Origin of the sequence: Nonomuraea sp. NPDC049028 (genome assembly GCF_043197735.1) — a bacterium.
Lineage (GTDB): Bacteria > Actinomycetota > Actinomycetes > Streptosporangiales > Streptosporangiaceae > Nonomuraea.
The window spans coordinates 115,739-133,413 of sequence record NZ_JBICTR010000012.1 but is presented as its reverse complement, the minus strand read 5'-3'; the positions used below and the strand labels follow the sequence as shown (position 1 = coordinate 133,413).

At 70.9% G+C, this 17,675-nt stretch carries 18 protein-coding genes; 8 read left to right on the top strand and 10 right to left on the bottom strand.

Annotation, left to right across the window (positions count from 1 at the left end):
• Positions 1–36: 36 nt before the first annotated feature.
• The gene (locus tag ACGFJ2_RS42060; protein ID WP_357946684.1) at positions 37–564 is read left to right on the top strand and encodes an AAA family ATPase; all 528 of its coding nucleotides are present in this window, start codon (positions 37–39) and stop codon (positions 562–564) included.
• 36 nt (positions 565–600) lie between these two features.
• Here ACGFJ2_RS42060 and ACGFJ2_RS42055 read toward each other — a convergent pair whose 3' ends face one another.
• Complete coding sequence (locus ACGFJ2_RS42055) at positions 601–1,518, bottom strand: SDR family oxidoreductase (RefSeq protein WP_393478081.1); 918 nt, start codon at positions 1,516–1,518, stop codon at positions 601–603.
• Positions 1,519–1,549: 31 nt separating this feature from the next.
• On the bottom strand, positions 1,550–2,329 hold the full coding sequence (locus ACGFJ2_RS42050; protein ID WP_393478079.1) for an SDR family oxidoreductase: 780 nt from the start codon (positions 2,327–2,329) through the stop codon (positions 1,550–1,552).
• Between the two features lie 46 nt (positions 2,330–2,375).
• Between ACGFJ2_RS42050 and ACGFJ2_RS42045 the strand changes: the two genes are divergently transcribed.
• The 4 genes from ACGFJ2_RS42045 to ACGFJ2_RS42030 are packed head-to-tail and all read left to right on the top strand — an operon-like array spanning position 2,376 to position 5,664.
• Positions 2,376–3,113 (top strand): enoyl-CoA hydratase family protein, encoded by a 738-nt coding sequence (locus ACGFJ2_RS42045; protein WP_393478076.1) that lies wholly within the window; start codon positions 2,376–2,378, stop codon positions 3,111–3,113.
• Positions 3,114–3,121: 8 nt separating this feature from the next.
• Complete coding sequence (locus ACGFJ2_RS42040) at positions 3,122–3,895, top strand: CoA-transferase (RefSeq protein ID WP_357948111.1); 774 nt, start codon at positions 3,122–3,124, stop codon at positions 3,893–3,895.
• On the top strand, positions 3,882–4,604 hold the full coding sequence (locus ACGFJ2_RS42035; RefSeq protein WP_357946674.1) for a CoA-transferase: 723 nt from the start codon (positions 3,882–3,884) through the stop codon (positions 4,602–4,604). The genes ACGFJ2_RS42040 and ACGFJ2_RS42035 overlap by 14 nt, the downstream gene beginning before the upstream one ends.
• 31 nt (positions 4,605–4,635) lie before the next feature.
• Positions 4,636–5,664: a nitronate monooxygenase gene (locus tag ACGFJ2_RS42030; RefSeq protein WP_357946671.1), complete on the top strand. Its 1,029-nt coding sequence runs from the start codon at positions 4,636–4,638 to the stop codon at positions 5,662–5,664.
• Here ACGFJ2_RS42030 and ACGFJ2_RS42025 read toward each other — a convergent pair.
• The 3 genes from ACGFJ2_RS42025 to ACGFJ2_RS42015 are packed head-to-tail and all read right to left on the bottom strand — an operon-like array spanning position 5,651 to position 9,009.
• Positions 5,651–6,322 carry a pentapeptide repeat-containing protein gene (locus ACGFJ2_RS42025; RefSeq protein ID WP_357946668.1) on the bottom strand — a complete coding sequence of 224 codons (672 nt, stop codon included), beginning with the start codon at positions 6,320–6,322 and terminating at the stop codon, positions 5,651–5,653. The genes ACGFJ2_RS42030 and ACGFJ2_RS42025 overlap by 14 nt on opposite strands.
• Positions 6,323–6,326: 4 nt before the next feature.
• Complete coding sequence (locus ACGFJ2_RS42020) at positions 6,327–7,805, bottom strand: glycoside hydrolase family 3 N-terminal domain-containing protein (protein WP_358174579.1); 1,479 nt, start codon at positions 7,803–7,805, stop codon at positions 6,327–6,329.
• A gap of 52 nt (positions 7,806–7,857) precedes the next feature.
• The gene (locus ACGFJ2_RS42015; protein WP_393478072.1) at positions 7,858–9,009 is read right to left on the bottom strand and encodes an acetyl-CoA C-acetyltransferase; all 1,152 of its coding nucleotides are present in this window, start codon (positions 9,007–9,009) and stop codon (positions 7,858–7,860) included.
• Between the two features lie 89 nt (positions 9,010–9,098).
• On the opposite strand from ACGFJ2_RS42015, the gene ACGFJ2_RS42010 reads away from it, so the two are divergent.
• Complete coding sequence (locus tag ACGFJ2_RS42010; RefSeq protein WP_393478070.1) at positions 9,099–9,779, top strand: TetR/AcrR family transcriptional regulator; 681 nt, start codon at positions 9,099–9,101, stop codon at positions 9,777–9,779.
• Positions 9,776–10,456, top strand: coding sequence for a DNA alkylation repair protein (locus ACGFJ2_RS42005; protein ID WP_393478067.1), 681 nt, complete (start codon positions 9,776–9,778; stop codon positions 10,454–10,456). The genes ACGFJ2_RS42010 and ACGFJ2_RS42005 overlap by 4 nt, the downstream gene beginning before the upstream one ends.
• On the opposite strand, the gene ACGFJ2_RS42000 is transcribed toward ACGFJ2_RS42005, so the two are convergent.
• On the bottom strand, positions 10,449–11,288 hold the full coding sequence (locus tag ACGFJ2_RS42000; RefSeq protein ID WP_357948108.1) for a LysR family transcriptional regulator: 840 nt from the start codon (positions 11,286–11,288) through the stop codon (positions 10,449–10,451). The genes ACGFJ2_RS42005 and ACGFJ2_RS42000 overlap by 8 nt on opposite strands.
• A gap of 85 nt (positions 11,289–11,373) precedes the next feature.
• Here ACGFJ2_RS42000 and metE point away from each other — a divergent pair, with 85 nt between their 5' ends.
• Positions 11,374–13,533 (top strand): 5-methyltetrahydropteroyltriglutamate--homocysteine S-methyltransferase, encoded by a 2,160-nt coding sequence (gene metE, locus ACGFJ2_RS41995; RefSeq protein WP_393478065.1) that lies wholly within the window; start codon positions 11,374–11,376, stop codon positions 13,531–13,533.
• Here metE and ACGFJ2_RS41990 read toward each other — a convergent pair whose 3' ends face one another.
• The 4 genes from ACGFJ2_RS41990 to ngcE are packed head-to-tail and all read right to left on the bottom strand — an operon-like array spanning position 13,534 to position 17,663.
• Positions 13,534–14,379: a phosphotransferase gene (locus ACGFJ2_RS41990; protein WP_358174590.1), complete on the bottom strand. Its 846-nt coding sequence runs from the start codon at positions 14,377–14,379 to the stop codon at positions 13,534–13,536. It abuts the gene before it with no gap.
• 43 nt (positions 14,380–14,422) lie between these two features.
• Positions 14,423–15,337 (bottom strand): carbohydrate ABC transporter permease, encoded by a 915-nt coding sequence (locus tag ACGFJ2_RS41985; RefSeq protein WP_358174593.1) that lies wholly within the window; start codon positions 15,335–15,337, stop codon positions 14,423–14,425.
• Positions 15,337–16,251 (bottom strand): sugar ABC transporter permease, encoded by a 915-nt coding sequence (locus tag ACGFJ2_RS41980; protein WP_357946649.1) that lies wholly within the window; start codon positions 16,249–16,251, stop codon positions 15,337–15,339. Before ACGFJ2_RS41980 ends, ACGFJ2_RS41985 begins: the two co-directional genes overlap by 1 nt.
• The gene (ngcE, locus tag ACGFJ2_RS41975; protein WP_357946646.1) at positions 16,251–17,663 is read right to left on the bottom strand and encodes an N-acetylglucosamine/diacetylchitobiose ABC transporter substrate-binding protein; all 1,413 of its coding nucleotides are present in this window, start codon (positions 17,661–17,663) and stop codon (positions 16,251–16,253) included. The genes ACGFJ2_RS41980 and ngcE overlap by 1 nt, the downstream gene beginning before the upstream one ends.
• Positions 17,664–17,675 lie beyond the last annotated feature (12 nt).

The window sequence follows — 17,675 nt, the reverse complement described above, 5'->3', positions numbered from 1 at the left end:
TCCGGGTGTTGGGTCAACGCGCGGACAATGGTGGGCATGGAGGTAGTGATAGTGTCCGGGCCGCCGGGGGCGGGGAAGTCGACCGTGGCCCGGCTGCTGGCCGATGCCGTCACGCCTAGCGTGCATCTGCATACGGATGACTTCTGGGCGTTCATCCGGCGAGGGGCCATCGCGCCGTACCTGGCGGAATCTCGCCATCAGAACGAGACCGTCATGAGCGTGCTGGCGAACGCGGCGTTCGGGTACGCCGACGGCGGCTATCACGTGATGGTGGATGGCGTCGTCGGGCCGTGGTTCGTCGGCGCCTTCGCCAAGGTACGGCGCGCTCCGCTGCACTATGTGGTGCTCCGGCCCGACCGGGAGACGACCCTGGTCAGGGCGACGGGGCGAGGGCTTGACGCGCTCACGGATCCGGAGCCGGTGCTGCAGATGTACCAGCAGTTCGTCGACCTGGGTGAGCTGGAGCCGCACGCCTTCGACTCCAGCGGCCTGACCGCCGAGCAGACGGCCGCCGAGATCCGCACCCGACTGTCCGAGGGCGCCTACCTGCTCAAGACGCCGTAGCCGCTTCCAGAGCCCGCCTCGGACCATGGACGGGCCTCACGACGGAGGCGGGCCTGCGCCGTAGGCGGGCAGTGGGTCGGGGGCGTCTTTGAGGAGTTTCGCGACTGCGTCGCCTACCTCCCCGGGGGACCAGCGGGCGCCGCGGTCCGCGCGTGGGCCGTGGGTCCAGCCCGTGGCCAGGGAGATCACGCCGCCCTCCACCTCGAACACCCGGCCCGTCACCGCCTCCGATGCCGCCGAGCCGAGCCAGACGACGAGCGGTGACACGTTCGCCGGGTGCATGGTGTCGAAGCCGGAATCGGGCGCGGCCATGGTCTCGGCGAAGACCTCCTCGGTCATGCGGGTGCGGGCGGCGGGGGCGATGGCGTTCACCGTCACGCCGTACCGGCCCAGTTCGGCGGCGGCCACCTGGGTCAGTGCGACGATCCCGGCCTTGGCGGCGGAGTAGTTGGACTGGCCGACGCTGCCGAGCAGGCCCGCGCCCGACGAGGTGTTGATCACGCGGGCGGCCGCGGGTGCGCCGGACTTGGCTCGTTCGCGCCAGTAGGCGGCGGCGTGCCGCATCATCAGGAAGTGGCCCTTGAGGTGGACCCGGATGACCTCGTCCCAGTCGTCTTCGCCCATGGAGACCAGCATGCGGTCGCGGACGAATCCGGCGTTGTTCACCAGCACGTCGAGCCCGTCGTACGCGGTGACGGCGGTCTTCACCAGCCGGGCCGCGCCGTTCCAGTCGGCCACGTCGTCGCTGCTGGCCACCGCCTGACCGCCGAGCGCGCGGATCTCCTCGGCCACGGTCAGCGCGGGCCCGCCGGAGCTGCCGTCGCCGCCGAGGCCGGTGCCCAGGTCGTTGACCACGACGCGGGCGCCCTGCCTGGCGAACTCCAGCGCGTGCTCCCTCCCGATGCCCCGCCCGGCTCCGGTCACGATCACGACGCGGCCGTCACAGATTCCCACACGGACCTCCCAGGAAGATCAGGCAGAGATATCAGGAAATGTCTTTTGAAGCCAGGTTTTGCCAGGCGGGAATCTCGCCGCCTCCGTGCACGTGTACCTGCGCCCCTGTCACATAACCGGGCGCGGCCAGCCACAGGCAGACCGAGGCCACGTCGGCGGGCGTCGCCATCCGCCCGGCCGGGATGGCGGTCCCCACGTCCTTACCGCCGTAGTGGTCGGCGGAGTCCTCCGTGGCGGCCAGTCCGACGACGACCGTGTTGACGCGTACGTCAGGAGCCCATTCGGCGGCCAGGCAGCTCGCCAGGTGATGCAGCCCCGCCTTGGCCGCGCCGTACGCCGAGGTGCCCGGCGAGGGCCGCACGCCACTGGAGCTGCCGATCATCACGACGGAGCCGCCCGAGGCGGCGAGCAGCGGGTAGGCGCGCTGCGCGACGAGCATCGGGGCGATCAGATTGAGTTCGACGACACGCGCGTGCAGGCGCGGTGAGGTGCCCTCCAGCGGTGCGTACGGCGAGCCGCCCGCGTTGTTGACCACCACGTCCAGGCGGTCGAGCCCGGAGAACAGCCGCTCGAGGTCGTCGGCGTCCCGCACATCGGCCCGCACGAACCGCACCCCTTCGACCGGCGCCGCATCCACGGCCGAAGGCCCCAGCGAAGGCGTGCCCAGGGGCGCAGGTGGTGGGTCGTGGCGGGCGCAGACGATCACTTCGGCGCCGGCCGTCGCGAAGGCGGTGGCGATGCCCGCGCCGATCCCCCGCGTCCCACCGGTCACCAGGACGACCTTGCCCATGTAGTCGTAAGTCACCGTCACGGGTGCTACCGTACCAAGCAAGCGTTAGGTGCAACCAGGGAGCGGGATGGGAATCACGCTGCGGGACGGCCCGATCGCCGAGGTCGTCGTCGACGTCCCACCGGTGAACGCGCTGCCGGCGCGAGCCTGGCACGAGCTGGCCGGCGCCGTGACGGCCGCCGGGCAGGACGAAGAGACCAGGGTCGTCGTACTACGAGCCGAGGGCCGGGGCTTCAACGCCGGCGTGGACATCAAGGAGATGCAGGCCTCTGAGGGCCACACCGCCCTGATAAACGCGAACAGGGGGTGCTTCGCGGCGTTCGCGGCCGTGTACGACTGCCCGGTGCCCGTGATCGTCGCCGTGCACGGCTTCTGCGTCGGCGGCGGCGTGGGCCTGGTGGGCAACGCGGACATCGTGCTGGCCAGCGAGGACGCCTACTTCGGCCTGCCCGAGGTGGACAGGGGCGCGCTCGGCGCCGCCACCCACCTGTCCCGGCTGGTGCCGCAGCACCTCATGCGCGCCATGGTCTACACGTGCCGGAACGTGACGGCGGCCGAGCTGCACGCGTTCGGCTCGGTGCTGGAGGTGGTGCCGCGGGACAAGCTGCGGGACGCGGCGCTGGAGGTGGCGGGCCAGATCGCGGACAAGGACCCGTACGTGATCCGCCGCGCCAAGGAGTCGCTCAACGGCATCGACCCGGTGGACGTGAAGCGCTCCTACCGCTTCGAGCAGGGCTTCACGTTCGAGCTGAACCTGATGGGCGCGGGCGACAGGCACCGGGACCGCTTCGTGGAGGGCTCGTGAGCAAGGTCATGTCCGTCGAGGAGGTCGCGGCCCAGGTCGAGAGCGGCATGACGGTCGGCATCGGCGGCTGGGGATCGCGCCGCAAGCCGATGGCGCTGGTCGCCGGCCTGCTGCGGTCGGACGTCCGGGATCTCACCCTCATCTCCTACGGCGGCCCGGACGTCGGCATGCTCTGCGCCGCCGGGAAGGTGCGCAGGGTGGTGGCCCCGTTCGTGACGCTGGACTCCATCCCGCTCGAACCGCACTTCAGGCGGGCCAGGCAGGGCGGCACGGTCGAGTTCACCGAGTATGACGAGGGCATGTTCATGTTCGGGTTGCTGGCGGCGGCGCACCGGCTGCCGTTCCTGCCCACGCGGGCCGGTCTCGGCTCCGACGTCATGCGGGTCAACCCCGATCTGCGCACCGTCCGCTCGCCGTACGAGGACGGGGAGGAGCTGGTCGCCGTGCCCGCGCTGACCATGGACGTCGCGCTGGTGCACCTCAACCGGGCGGACCGGCGCGGCAACGCGCAGTACCTGGGCCCGGATCCGTACTTCGACGACCTCTACGCCAAAGCGGCGGCCCGGTGCTTCGTGTCGTGCGAGCGGCTGGTGGACACCGCCGACCTGCTGAAGGAGGGGCCGGTGCAGTCGCTGCTGATCAGCCGGTCGATGGTGAGCGGCGTGGTCGAGACGCCGGGCGGCGCGGGGTTCACCGCGTGCGAGCCCGACTACGGCCGCGACGAGCAGGAGCAGCGGCGCTACGTGGACACGCCATGGGAGGAGTTCCGTGAGCAGGGCTGATGTGTGCGTGGTCGCCTGCGCGGAGGCGTTCAGAGGCGATGGGGAGATCCTCGCGGCCGGGATCGGCGGGGCGATCACCGTGCTGGCGGCCCGGCTGGCCAGGCTGACGTTCGAGCCCGACCTGCTCACGCATGACGGTGTCTGCCTGCTGACGGGCGACGTACCGGCGCTGGGTGAGCGGCCCGAGGTGGTGGAGGGCTGGCTGCCGTTCCGCGATCACCTGTGGCTGGTGCTGAACGGCCGGCGGCACGTGATGCTCGGCGCGAGCCAGATCGACCGCTTCGGCAACACGAACATCTCCTGCATCGGCGACTGGGCGCGGCCCAAGGCGCAGCTCCTCGGCGTACGCGGCGCGCCGGGCAACACGCGCTGCGGCCCGACGAGCTACTGGATCCCCCGGCACTCCCCCAAGGTGTTCGTGCCGCGAGTGGACGTGGTCAGCGGTCTCGGGACCGACAAGGGTGCCTTCGACCTGCGGCGGGTGGTGACGAACCTGGCCGTGCTCGACTTCCGCACGCCGGACGGGTCGATGCGGCTGGCCTCGGTGCATCCGGGGGTGAGTGTCGCGGAGGTGGTCGCGGCGACGGGGTTCGAGTTGACGGTCCCTGAGGACGTACCCGAGACCCGGGAACCGACCGCCGAGGAGAGCAGGCTGCTGAAGGAGGTGCTCGACCCGCGCGGGTCCCGCGAGCGCGAGGTGGCCGCATGAGGAAAGCGTGCGACCGCCTGGAGGGGGCGGCGTGAGAACCGCGCTGACCGACCTCGTGGGGTGCCGGTATCCGATCGTGCAGACCGGGATGGGGTACGTCGCGGGCGCGCGGCTCGCCGCGGCCACCTCGGAGGCGGGCGGGCTCGGGATCATCGCGGCCGCCACGATGTCCGTCGGCGAGATGACCGAGGCGATCAACGGTGTGCGGGAGCGGACGGACGCCCCGTTCGGGGTGAACATCCGCTCCGACGCCGACGACGCGGCCGAACGGGTGGAGGTGATGATCCGGGAGGGCGTGCGCGTGGCGTCGTTCGCGCTGGCCCCGCGGCGGGAGCTGATCGAGCGGCTGAAGGGCGCGGGCGTGGTGACGATCCCGTCCGTGGGCGCGCGGCGGCACGCCGAGAAGGTGGCCGCCTGGGGCGTGGACGCGGTGATCGTGCAGGGCGGCGAGGGCGGCGGCCACACCGGGCCGGTCGCGACGACGCTGCTGCTCCCCCAGGTGGTGGACGCGGTGGACATCCCGGTGATCGCGGCGGGCGGGTTCTTCGACGGGCGCGGGCTGGTGGCGGCGCTGGCGTACGGGGCGTGCGGCATCGCGATGGGCACCCGGTTCCTGCTGACGAGCGACTCGTCGGTGCCGGACGAGGTGAAGAAGGTCTACCTGGCGGCGGCCGACACGCTGGTCACCACCCGGGTCGACGGTGTGCCGCATCGGGTGCTCAGGACGCCGTTCGTGGAGTCGCTGGAGCGCTCCCGGCTGCTCAGGGCCGTGGTCAACGGTGCCAGGTTCAAGCGGCTGTCGGGGCTGACGTGGGCCCAGATGATCCGTGAGGGGCGCCGGATGCGGCACGGCCGCGAGCTGACCTGGGCGCAGGTGCTGCAGGCGGCCAACACGCCGGTGCTGCTGCGGGCCGCGATGGTCGAGGGGCGGGCCGACCTGGGGGTGATGGCCTCCGGGCAGGTGGTCGGGGTGCTCGACGACCTGCCGTCCTGCCGGGAGCTGATCGAGCGAGTCATGTCCGAGGCGGAGACAGTGATGGAGCGGTTCAGAGCACCGTGATGCCGCGGGCGGCCAGGATGGCCGCCGCCTGGGTGGGGTTGATCGTCGCCCCCTGGAAGGCCCGCAGCTTGGTGTCGTCGGGCTCGCCCAGGTCGGCGCCGCGCAGGTCGGCCTTGGTGAAAACGGTCTTGAGCAGCTTGGTGCCGCGCAACCGGCAGTCGCTGAACGTCGCCTCGGTGAAGTCGCAGCCCGACAGGTCGGCGTCGTCGAAGCGGACGCCCTCGATGAGCTCCCCGCGCAGCGAGCAGCCGCCGAGGTTGGCCATGGTCAGGTTGGACCGGGAGACCTTGAAGCCGGTGCCGCGCGCCGCGGTGAGCGACGCGCCGATCATGCGGCACCCGGTGAAGGTCACGTCCGTCACCAGCGCCCCGCCGAACTGGGCGGAGGACAGGTCCACGTCGGTGAACGTAACGTCGATGAGCTCGGCGTCGTTGAACCTGATCCGCATCCCGCCGCCGCCCGTGAACACCGCGCCGTCGAGGTCGGCCCGCCGGAAGTCGGTCTGTTCGAGCACACACGACTCGAAGCGGGCGCCGGCCAGCGGGGCCCGCCGGAGGTCGGCCTCGGTCAGGTCGCAGTCGCGGAAGACGTGGGTCTCGTCCGGCGCGAGCCGGTCGGTGAGCGTGGTCTGGGAGAGGTCCTCGCCGTCGAAGTTCACGGTGTCAAAGGGTACCGGTGATCAGTTCGGCGGCGGCCTGGCCGCAGACCCTGGCCGAGCCGTACGTGGCGATGTGCACGGCACCCAGGTCGGACCTGGCGGGCAGGCCCATCTCGACCACCACGGCGTCGGGGCGGGCGCTGAGCAGGTGCCGCAGTGCCTCGCTCTGCCAGGGGTGGCGGTGCGCGTCGCGAACCACGACGACGAGGGGGTGCCCGGCCGCGGCGGCGATGAGCCGTTCCAGCACGGCCCCGGTCGCCTCGCCGGCCGCGAGCCGGGTCACGGTGGTGCCGGGCAGCAGTCTGCCCAGGGGTTCACCGACGCCCCACGGCGTGTTCTTGTCGATGGCCAGGTTCATCTCGGGGGCCAGCTCCACCACGTGCGCCGCGGAGGTGAGCGGCAGGACGGGGTCGCTCGTGCGGCGGGTGATCCGGAGCGCGCGGCGGGCCGCGACCAGGCCGAGGTAGCCGTCCTCGGGATCCGGGATGCCCGAGGCGGCGGTCCAGGCGGCCAGCTCGCCGACCCGGCGCGCGGCGTCGGCCAGGCGCTCCTCCGGCAGCAGGCCGTCGCGCACGGCTTCGGCTATCGCGTCGCGCACCTCGACGGCGGTCGCCTCGCCTGAGTGCTCGCCGCCGACGCAGATGGCGTCGGCCCCGGCGGCGATGGCGCGGGCGGCGGCGCCGCCGATCCCGTACGGCCCGGAGACGGCGGCCATCTCGATGCCGTCGGTGATGATCAGGCCGTCGAAGCCCAGCTCCTCGCGGAGCAGCCCGGTGAGCACCTTGGGGCTGAGCGTGGCGGGCAGGACGGCGTCGTACGCGGGCACCAGCAGGTGACCGGTCATGACGGCCTTGACGCCTTCCTGGATCGCGGCGCGGAAGGGGCCGAGCGCGTCCTCGATCCCGTCGGTGGCGACCACGGGCACGCCGTGGTGGGAGTCGATCGAGGTGTCACCGTGGCCGGGGAAGTGCTTGGCGCAGGCGGCCACCCCGGCGGACTGCAGGCCGCGGACGAACGCCCTGGTGTGCCGGGAGACCAGCGCGGCGTCGGCGCCGAAGGAGCGCAGGCCGATGACCGGGTTGTCGGGGTTGGAGTTGACGTCGGCCGAGGGGGCGAAGTCGATCGTGATGCCCGCGGCCGCCAGGTCCGCCCCGAGGTTCCTGGCCACGGCCTCGGTCAGCGTCACGTCGTCCACGACGCCGAGCGCGAAGCCGCCGGGACGGCTGCTGCCGGTGGCGACCTCCAGCCGGGTCACCTCGCCCGACTCCTCGTCGATGCCGATCATGACGGCGGGGTTCTCCGCGCGCAGGGCGGCGGTCAGTTCGGCCACCTGGGCCGCTCCCGTGATGTTGCGGGTGAACAGCACCACCCCGGCCAGCCCCTCCCCCAGGCGGCGGCGGAGCCAGTCGGGCGGGGTCGTTCCCCCGAACCCGGGCAGGATTACGGCATCGGCAAGGCACAGCAGGTCACCGCTCTTGAGCATGACCCGCAATCTAATAGGAAAGTTTCCTATTTGCTAGTGGCATCGCCGGACGTCATAGGCGTTCGATGATGGTGACGTTCGCCTGGCCACCTCCTTCGCACATCGTCTGCAGGCCGTACCGGCCGCCGGTCCGCTCCAGCTCGTGCAGCAGCTTCACGGCCAGGACCGCGCCGGTCGCGCCGAGCGGGTGGCCGAGCGCGATCGCGCCGCCGTTCGGGTTGACCCTGGCGGGGTCGGCGCCGCTCTCCTTCAGCCAGGCGAGCACGACCGAGGCGAACGCCTCATTGATCTCCACGGCGTCGATGTCGCCGATCGTCATCCCGGCCTTGCGCAGCGCGTGCTCCGTGGCCTGGATCGGCGCCGCGAGCATCATGATGGGGTCGCCGCCGCGCACCGACAGGTGGTGCACGCGGGCGCGCGGGCGCAGTCCGTGCTCCCGTACGGCCCGCGGCGACGCGATGAGCAGGGCGGCGGCGCCGTCGGAGATCTGCGAGGCCAGGGCGGCGGTGAGGCGCCCGTCCTCGACCAGGGGCTGGAGCCCGGCCATCTTGGCGGGAGTGGTGTCGCGGCGCGGACCCTCGTCGGCGGTGACGCCCTCGTAGGGGGTGATCTGGCCCGCGAAGCGGCCGGTGTCGATGGCGGCGATGGCCCGGCGGTGCGACTCGTAGGCGAACGCCTCCATGTCCTCTCGGGAGATGTCCCACTTGACGGCGATCTGTTCGGCTCCGGTGAACTGGGAGACCTCCTGCGTGCCGTACCGGGAGAGCCAGCCCTTGGAGCCGCCGAAGGGGGTGTCGTGCCCGAGAGGCCGGCCGGCGAGCATCGCCGAGGAGATGGGGATCATGCTCATGTTCTGTACGCCGCCGGCCACCACGAGGTCGCTGGTGCCCGAGAGCACGGCCTGGGCGGCGAAGTGCAGTGCCTGCTGCGAGGAGCCGCACTGGCGGTCGACCGTGACGCCGGGCACCTCCTCCGGCAGCCCCGCGGCGAGCCAGCAGGTGCGGGCGATGTCGCCGGCCTGCGGTCCGATGGTGTCCACGCAGCCGAACACCACGTCCTCCACGGCCGCCGGATCGGCGCCCGTGCGGGTCATCAGCTCTTGGAGCACGTGCGCGCCGAGGTCGGCGGGGTGGGCGCCGGCGAGGCCGCCGTTCCTGCGCCCGACCGGGGTCCTGACCGCGCCGACGATGTATGCCTCGTTCACTCCCGCATCGTAGCAAGCGCTTGGTCGCGTGCGGAATGCCGGGTGAGCTGGGCGGGTTCGGTGAACAAGCGATTGTCTGAGGGCTCATAATGGGAGGCGTGACAACGCGAAAGAACTCCGGGCAGAGCGCGGCCGCCCCGGCGAAGCGCCAGCGCGCGACCTCGTCCGGGCCGGCGTCGGAGCGCCGTGACCACCTCGTCAAGCTCGCCGCGGAGCTCTTCGCCCGCAAGGGCTTCCAGGCCACGACCGTACGCGAGATCGCCGACGAGGCGGGCATCCTCTCGGGAAGTCTCTATCACCATTTCGATTCCAAGGAGACCATCGTCGACGAGGTGCTCTCCACCTTCCTCGACGACCTGGTCGCCCGCTACCGCACGGCGATCGCCTCGGGCTCCGACCCGCGCACGATCCTGTCGGAGATGGTGCGCATCGGCTTCGGCACGCTGGAGCCGCACCGGGCCGCGATCACCGTGATGCAGAACGACTGGAACTATCTGCGGCAGTTCGAGCGGTTCAACTACCTGGTCAAGGCCGAGGACGAGGTCGAGCAGATCTGGGTCGCGCAGATCAAGGCGGGCCAGGCGGCCGGGCAGTTCCGCGCCGACGTGGACCCGAAGCTCACCTACCGGATGATCCGCGACACGATCTGGGTGGCGGTGCGCTGGTTCCGTCCCGGCGGGCGGCTCAACACGACGGGTCTGGCCGAGCACTACATCACCGTGCTCTTCGACGGCCTGGCCACGGGTGAGCGGACCAGCCAGCAGGCATGACGCTTGGTACGGCGGTGCGTCAGGCACTGCGGGAGGCGGCGGAGCCCGAGAAGGCCGCCACGATGCGCGCGTACATGAAGTCCGACATGCCGTTCCTCGGTGTCCAGGCGGTGCGGAGGCGGGCCGTGCTGCGGCGGGTCTTCTCGGCCCACCGCATCGGCACTGCGCCGGAGTGGCGCCGGGCGGTGCTCGGCCTGTGGCGCGAGGCCGAATACCGCGAGGAGCGCTACGCGGCGATCGACCTGACCGGCTATCACCACTACCGGGAGTTCCAGACCCTCTACACGGTGCCGATGTACGAGGAGATGATCGTCAGCGGGGCCTGGTGGGACCTGGTCGACGAGCTGGCCACGCACCGGATCGGCGGCCTGCTGACCGCCTTCCCCGACTCGATGCGCCCGCTCATGCTGGACTGGGCGCGCGACGGCGATCTGTGGAAGCGCCGCACCGCGATCCTGAGCCAGAACCGGTTCAAGGCCCGCACCGACACGGCCCTGCTCTACGCCTGCATCGAGCCGAGCCTGTCGGACAACGACTTCTTCGCCCGCAAGGCGATCGGCTGGGCGCTGCGCGAGTACGCCAAGACCAACCCGGCCGAGGTCGTCCGCTATGTACGCGCCAAGGGCATCTCCGGTCTGAGCCGCCGCGAGGCCCTGCGCAACTTACCGACTACCTAGTCCACAAGGCATCCTGTACGGCCTGCACCAGGGCCATCAGCTCGGGCGTGACCCGCTCCCTGGCCCAGGCCAGCGCGTACGTGATGCGCAGCTCGCCCGCGTCGAGCGGGACGAACCTCAGGTCGTCGCGGCGGATGGTCCTGGCCAGCAGCTGCGGGATCGGCAGCACCCCGGCACCCGCCGCGACCAGGTCGAGCGCGGCGGCGAAGTCGTCGTCGGCCACCATGCGCGAACGCCCCGGCAGCCCGGCCCACGCCCGGCTGCCGGGGGTCAGCAGCACCTGCCCGGCCAGGTCCCCGGCGCCGACCTTGGCCCTCGGCGCCAGCGCGTGCCCCAGCGGCACCGCGAGCTGGTCCACCGAGACGTGGAACCTGGCGGCGGTGACGAACCGCGCGGGCGCGGGGGTGGCCAGGATCGCCGCCGACACCTCACCCCGCTCCAGCGCGTCGGCGGCCGCCCCACGACCGGCGACCGTGAGCTCCACGCCGATGGCCGGGGTGCGGGCCGCCAACCGGCGGGCTACCCGGGCGGCCAGCGCGCCGACAAGCGGTGGATAAGCAAGATGAATGGTCGGCCGGGCCAGCCGGGCGGCTTCGGCCGCGAACGCGGCAGCGGCGGTCAGCAGCTCGTCGGCGTGCGGAAGCAGCGCCCTGCCCTCGGCGGTCAGCCGCACCGCGCGGGCGGACCGGTCGAACAACCTGGTCCCGGCCGCGCGCTCCAGCCTGGTGATGGCCTGGCTCATGGCGGGCTGGGACATTCCCAGGTCGGCGGCGGCGATCGAGAAGCTGAGCCGGGCCGCCACGCGGGCGAAGCACTGGACCTCCTTGAGCATAAGCAGCACGAATACAGGATGCATCAGACGGGGCCGCTGTGGTGAATTCTCCGCGTTCGATCAAGTCAACGCAGGGAGCAAGTCAATGTCGTCATTTCCCCGGTCCACCGTGCTCGGATATCCGAGGATCGGCCCGCGAAGGGAGCTGAAGCGGGCCCTGGAGTCCTACTGGGACGGCCGCTCGACCCGGGCGGAGCTGGAGGAGACGGGCGCCGAGATCCGGGAACGGACCTGGCGGCGGCTCGACGAGCTGGGCCTGGCCGGACTGCCGTCCAACACCTTCTCCCTCTATGACCAGGTGCTCGACACGGCCGTGCTGCTCGGCGCGGTGCCACGGCGCTACCTCGAAGCGGAGGACCCCTACTTCGCGATGGCCAGAGGCACCGCCGGGCTGGCGCCGCTGCGGATGACGAAGTGGTTCGACACGAACTACCACTACATCGTCCCGGAGATCGACGCCGAGACCGTGTTCAAGCTCGACCCGGCCAAGCCGCTCGCCGAGCTGCGGCAGGCACGGGAGCTGGGCTTCGAGACGCGGCCCGTGGTGGTGGGGCCGGTGACGTTCCTGCTGCTGGCCGGGGCGCTGGAGCGGCTGGACGAGGTGCTGGGCTGCTACGAGGAGCTGCTGGCGATCCTGGCGGCCGAGGGCGTGGAGTGGGTGCAGCTCGACGAGCCCGCGCTGGTTGCCGACCGGACGTCCGAGGAACTGGCCGCCGTCACGGCCGCCTACGAGCGGCTGGGGGCCGCGCCTTCGCGTCCCGGGCTGTTCGTCGCCTCCTACTTCGGTGATCTGGGCGAGGCGCTGCCCGTCCTGGCCGCGACGCCGGTGGAGGCGATCGGGGTGGACCTGGTGCGCGGCGGCCTGGACCGGCTGCCGGCGCTGGCGGGCAAGACCGTGGTGGCGGGTGTGGTGTCCGGGCGGGACGTGTGGCGTACCGCTCCCGGGCGGGCCCTGAGCCTGCTGCGGGCGGTGCGGGAGCACGCGGCGGACGTGGTGGTCAGCACCTCGTGCTCGCTCCTGCACGTGCCCTACGACGTGGCGGGGGAAGAAGGGCTCGACCCGGCGCTGCGGGCGCGGCTGGCCTTCGCCGAGCAGAAGGTGGCGGAGGTGGTCGAACTGGCGCGCACCGACTTCCGGGGCGCCGAGGCGCCGGCCGCGTCGGTGGCGCTGGCGGACCCGATCGTGTTCGAGGGGCGCGGACCGTACGCGGAGCGCGCCGCGGCCCAGGCCGCGCACCTGCGGCTGCCGGTGCTGCCGAGCACCACGATCGGGTCGTTCCCGCAGACCGGCGAGCTGCGCGCGGCCCGCGCGGCCGTGGCGGCGGGCACGCTGCCGGAGGCCGACTACGAGCGGCGGGTCGAGGCGGAGATCGAGCGGGTCATCCGGCTGCAGGAACGGCTCGGCCTCGACGTCCTCGTGCACGGCGAGCCGGAGCGCAACGACATGGTCCAGTACTTCGCCGAGCACCTCGACGGCTTCGCGGTGACCGCCAACGGCTGGGTCCAGTCCTACGGCTCCCGGTGCACCAGGCCGCCGATCCTGCACGGCGACGTCGGGCGGGCCGCGCCGATCACCGTACGGTGGGCGCGCCATGCGCAGTCGCTGACGGACAAGCCGGTCAAGGGCATGCTCACCGGGCCCGTCACGATCGTCGCCTGGTCGTTCGTCCGCGACGACCTGCCGCTGCGCGACGTGGTGTTCCAGGTGGCCGACGCGGTCCGGGACGAGGTACGCGACCTGGAGGCGGCGGGTGTATCGATCATCCAGGTGGACGAGCCGGCGCTGCGCGAGCTGCTGCCCCTCAGGCGAGCCTCGCAGGCCGACTACCTGGAGTGGGCCGTGGCCGCGTACCGGCGGGCCACCTCGGGGGCCAGCGACCGCATTCAGATCCACACGCACCTGTGTTATTCGGACGCCGACCAGATCCTCGCGGCGATCGACGGCCTGGACGCCGACGTCACCACGATCGAGTCGGCCCGCTCCGGGGCCCGGATCCTGGGGGCCGTGGGCTCCTTCGGGCGGGGGCTCGGGCCGGGCGTCTACGACATCCACTCGCCTAGGGTGCCGAGCCAGGCCGAGGTTGAGGAGTTGTTGCGGGAGACGCTGAAGGTGCTGCCCGCCGAGCGGGTCTGGGTGAATCCGGACTGCGGGCTGAAGACGCGTACGTACGAGCAGGTAGAGGCGGCGCTGGCGAACGTGGTCGGCGCGACCGAGCGGCTGCGCGACGAGCTCAGCGCTAGGTGATCAGCTGAAGGTCCACTCAAGGTGGGCCAGGGCGGCGTCGGCGTAGTGGCGTGGGCCGGTGCTCAGGCCGTAGGCGAGGTCCTCGATGAGCGCGCACCTGGCGTAGAAGACGACCCTGGCCCGGTCGCGCTCGTCGAAGTCGCGGTCGTAGTGCGCCAGGGTCCGCTCGAAGACCTCGGGGCCCAGGTCGCGGTAGATGAGCGCGAAGTCGTGCGCCGGGTCGGTGAGGGCGGCGTCGGTCCAGTCGATGACGCCCGTCAGCGTGCTGGTCGCGGCGTCGGCCAGGAGGTGCTCGCTGCCCAGGTCGTTGTGGCAGAAGCGCAGGTCACGCGGCTCGTCGGGCGGTGTGTCGCGTAAGAACCGCTCCACCAGCGGGCGCCGCTCCGCCGGCACGTGCCCCTCGACGTCGCGATAGTCGAGCCCGGCGTCCACCAGCAGGGTGGGCGCCGGGTAGAGGTCGGGCGGCGCCAGCGCGCGCAGGTCATCGGCAGGGGCACTGTGCAGGGCGCTCAGCAGGCGGCCGAGCGGGGCGGCCAGCGCCGCGGGGTCCGGCACCGGGTGCTGGTTGAGCGGCTCGCCCGGCAGCTTCCGGTAGGCGATCACGCCCTGCTCGTAGTCGGCGAAGACCACCTCGGGCACCGCCACGGTGGCCAGCTCGCGGACCGCGGCCAGCAGCTCGACCTCGCGGCGGGTGGCCACCGGATCGGTGGCCTTGCCGCCCCGGACGATCAACTCACCGTTGACCTCGTAGACCTCGTGGTCCAGGCCCTGCCCGGACTCGGTCAGAGAGCGCACCTCGACGTCGGGGAGGTGGCGGGCCAGCAACGCGCGGATGTCGCCGATCACACCAGCAGCCTAGGCCCGGCGGGTCGGGTGCGCGAGAGGATAATTACTTGAGCGCCCCCGCGGTCAGCCCCGACTGGATCTGGCGCTGGAAGACCGTGTAGACGACCAGCATGGGCAGGATGGCCAGCGTCAGGGCGGCGAACAGGGCCGACCAGTCCTGGTCATAGCCCGCGGCCGTCGAGATGTCGGCGATGCCCTGCGTGAGCACCCACTTGTCGCGCTCCTGCAGCAGCACCAGCGGCAGCTGGTACTGGTTCCACTGGCCGAGGATGTTGAAGATCGTGATGCTGACCAGGCCCGGTCTGGCCATGGGCAGCATGATCTGGAAGAACACCCGGGTGTGCGAGGCGCCGTCGACCATGGCCGCCTCCGCCACGGCCGTGGGCAGCGTACGGAAGAAGGCCGACAGGAAGAACACCGTGAACGGCATCGAGTAGGCGATGTAGACCAACACGAGGCCGGCGTGGGTGTTCAGGCCGATGAACGGGCCGATCAGCGGGACGTTGCCCATGTTCTGCACGACGAAGAACAGCGGCGACAGCGCCAGGTAGACCGGGAAGGCCAGGCCCGACACGAACAGCAGGTAGACGGCCCGGTTACCGCGGAAGGGGTAGCGCGACAGCACGTACGCGGCCATCGAGCCGACCAGCATCGTGCCGAACACGCTGAAGGCGACCACGATGACGCTGTTGAGCATGTACTGGCCGATGTGCGCCTGCTCCCAGGCCCTGGCGAAGTTGTCCCAGCGCAGGCTGGCCGGCAGGGACCAGGCGTCGCCGAAGATCTCGTCCTCGCTCTTGACCGACGCCAGGAACGTCCACAGGATCGGCACCACCGTGAGCACGGTCCACAGCAGCAGCGCGACGTGCGACAGGATCGCCATCGGCCCGAGCCGTTTCCGGCTCTCCTGGCGGGCCAGCTTGCGGGAGTTCGCCACCGTCCACGAGGTCGTCGTCATCAGTACTCGATTCGTTCGCGCCGCGTCAGACGCAGCGAAAGGATCGCGAACCCGACGGTGAAGAAGAACATCACGACGCCCAGGGCCGAGGCGTATCCGAAGCGGAAGTATTGGAAGGCGTTGCGGTAGACCTCGGCCGCCATGACCGTGGTCGACCAGTCGGGGCCGCCGTGCTGGTCGGTCATCACCCACACGATCGCGAACACGTCGAGGGCGATGATGCCGAGGTAGACCCAGGCCACCTGGATGGTGTCCCAGAGCAGCGGCAGGGTGATGCGGAAGAACAGGCTCAGCCGCCCGGCGCCGTCGATCTGCGCCGCCTCGAACATGTCCTTCGGGATGGAGGCGAGTCCGGCGGAGAAGAGCACCACGTAGAACCCGACCGCCTGCCAGACCATGACGCCGAGCACCGACCAGAACGCGACACCCGGGTCCGACAGGAAGCCGATCGGCTTGCCGCCCAGCGCCATCAGCGGCGCGTTCAGCATCCCGCTGCCGTCCGGCCGGAACACCTGCTGGAACAGCACCGCCACCACCGCGACGGCCAGCACCTGCGGGAAGAAGAACACCACGCGGTAGAACTTGGAGCCCCTGATCCCGCCCACGGCCCGCCCGCCGCCGCCCACGTTGAGGAGGAAGGAGAAGAACAGGGCGATGATGATCGTGATCAGGGGCAGCAGGACGAGCAGCCCGGCGTTGTGCGTGACCGCTTTCCAGAACGTCCCGTCTTCGAGGAGCCGGCGGAAGTTCTCCAGCCCGATGAAGGCCGGCGTGGCCGAGACGCCGCGCCAGTCCGTCATCGAGATGTAGAACGCCTGGATGTATGGAGAGATCACATAGATCAGGTAAAGGGTCACCGGGGCTGCCAGGAACGCGGTGATGAACAGCCCTCGGCGATACCTGTTGAACAACATCAGCGCTTGTACTTCTTGATCGAGGAGTCCTTCTTGATCTCGTCGGACTTCTTCTGGATGCGCTCCAGATACTTGTCCGGCGTGAGGCCGCCGGTCATGAGCTCCCCGGTGGCGGCGACGGCCTCGTCCTTGAGCTGGAGGTACCACGTCTGCCAGCGGTAGTAGACGATGTTCGCGCCGGCCTCGGTGTAGGCCTTGGTCGCGCTCGCGGCGCCCGGGGACAGCTGGCGGCCCTCACCCGCGCCCTTGACCGTCGAGACGGTCTTGACCATCTCGCTGAACTCGCCGGCCGCCTTCTTCGACAGCATGGCCCGCAGGTACTCCATGCCGCCCTGCGGGTTGGCGCCCTTGGCGGGGACGATGAAGTTCTCGCTCGGCTGGCTGTGCAGCGTGCCGTAGGGCATCTTGTCGGAGCTGGTGAAGTCGGGGACGGGGAACATGCCGTACTCGAAGTCGGCCGGAGTGGTGGTCTTCTGCTCGTTCTCCAGCCAGGAGCCGGAGGGCAGCATGGCCACCTTGTACTTGTTCTGGGCGGTCTGGGTCTGCACGTGGTCGAGGCCGGCGGTGCCCTCCAGGAGGTACTTAGCGCCGATCTCGGCCCAGGCCGTGGCGGAGGTCTTCATGGCCTCCGTGGTCCAGGCGCCGTCCTCGAGGTTGTCGATGTTGACGAGGACCTCGGGGCCGCCGATCTTCGCGGCCATGGTGAGCAGCACTTCGTACAGATATTGCGGGAATTTTCCGGCGTAGGTGAAGGGGGCCATCTTGCCGGACTTTTTGATCGTCTCGTTGAGCTTGAGGAACTCGTCCCACGTCTTGGGGGGCGCCCAGCCGTTGTCCTTGAACGCCTTCTGCGAATACCAGATGCCGAAGATGTAGTTGACGTAGCCGAGCACGCTGAACGTGCCGTCCATGGTGCCGATGTCGATGACGGCCGGGTCGATGGTGTCCCTGACCTTAATGCTCGGGTCGTCCCACGAAGGCGCGTCGAGCAGCGGGGTGAGGTCCTGGAGCTGGCCGTCCTGGGCGAGCGCGCCGAAGTCCATGGCGTTGGCACCCGAGTTGTCGATCACGTCGGGCGGGTTGCCGCCGGCGAACCTCGGCTGGAGGACCTTGGTGATCTCCTTGGTGGCGTTGTGCTTGATCTCCACCTTCGGATACTTCGACTTGAACAGCGGCTGGTGGATGTTCTTGGCGTAGTCCTGGCCGAAACCGCCGTCGAAGATCCACACCTCAAGCGGCTTGCTGTCCGAGACCCCGAAGGGGTTGGCCGCGCTGGTCGCGACCGGGGCGGCCGACGACGAGGCCGACGGCTTCGCGGCCGGGGTCGCGCACGCGGCGAGCGCGCCCGCCACGGGGACCAGCGCGGCGCTCCGGAGAAGCTCGCGCCTGGTGAAACGGGGGGTGTCCGGCATATTTCTACTCCT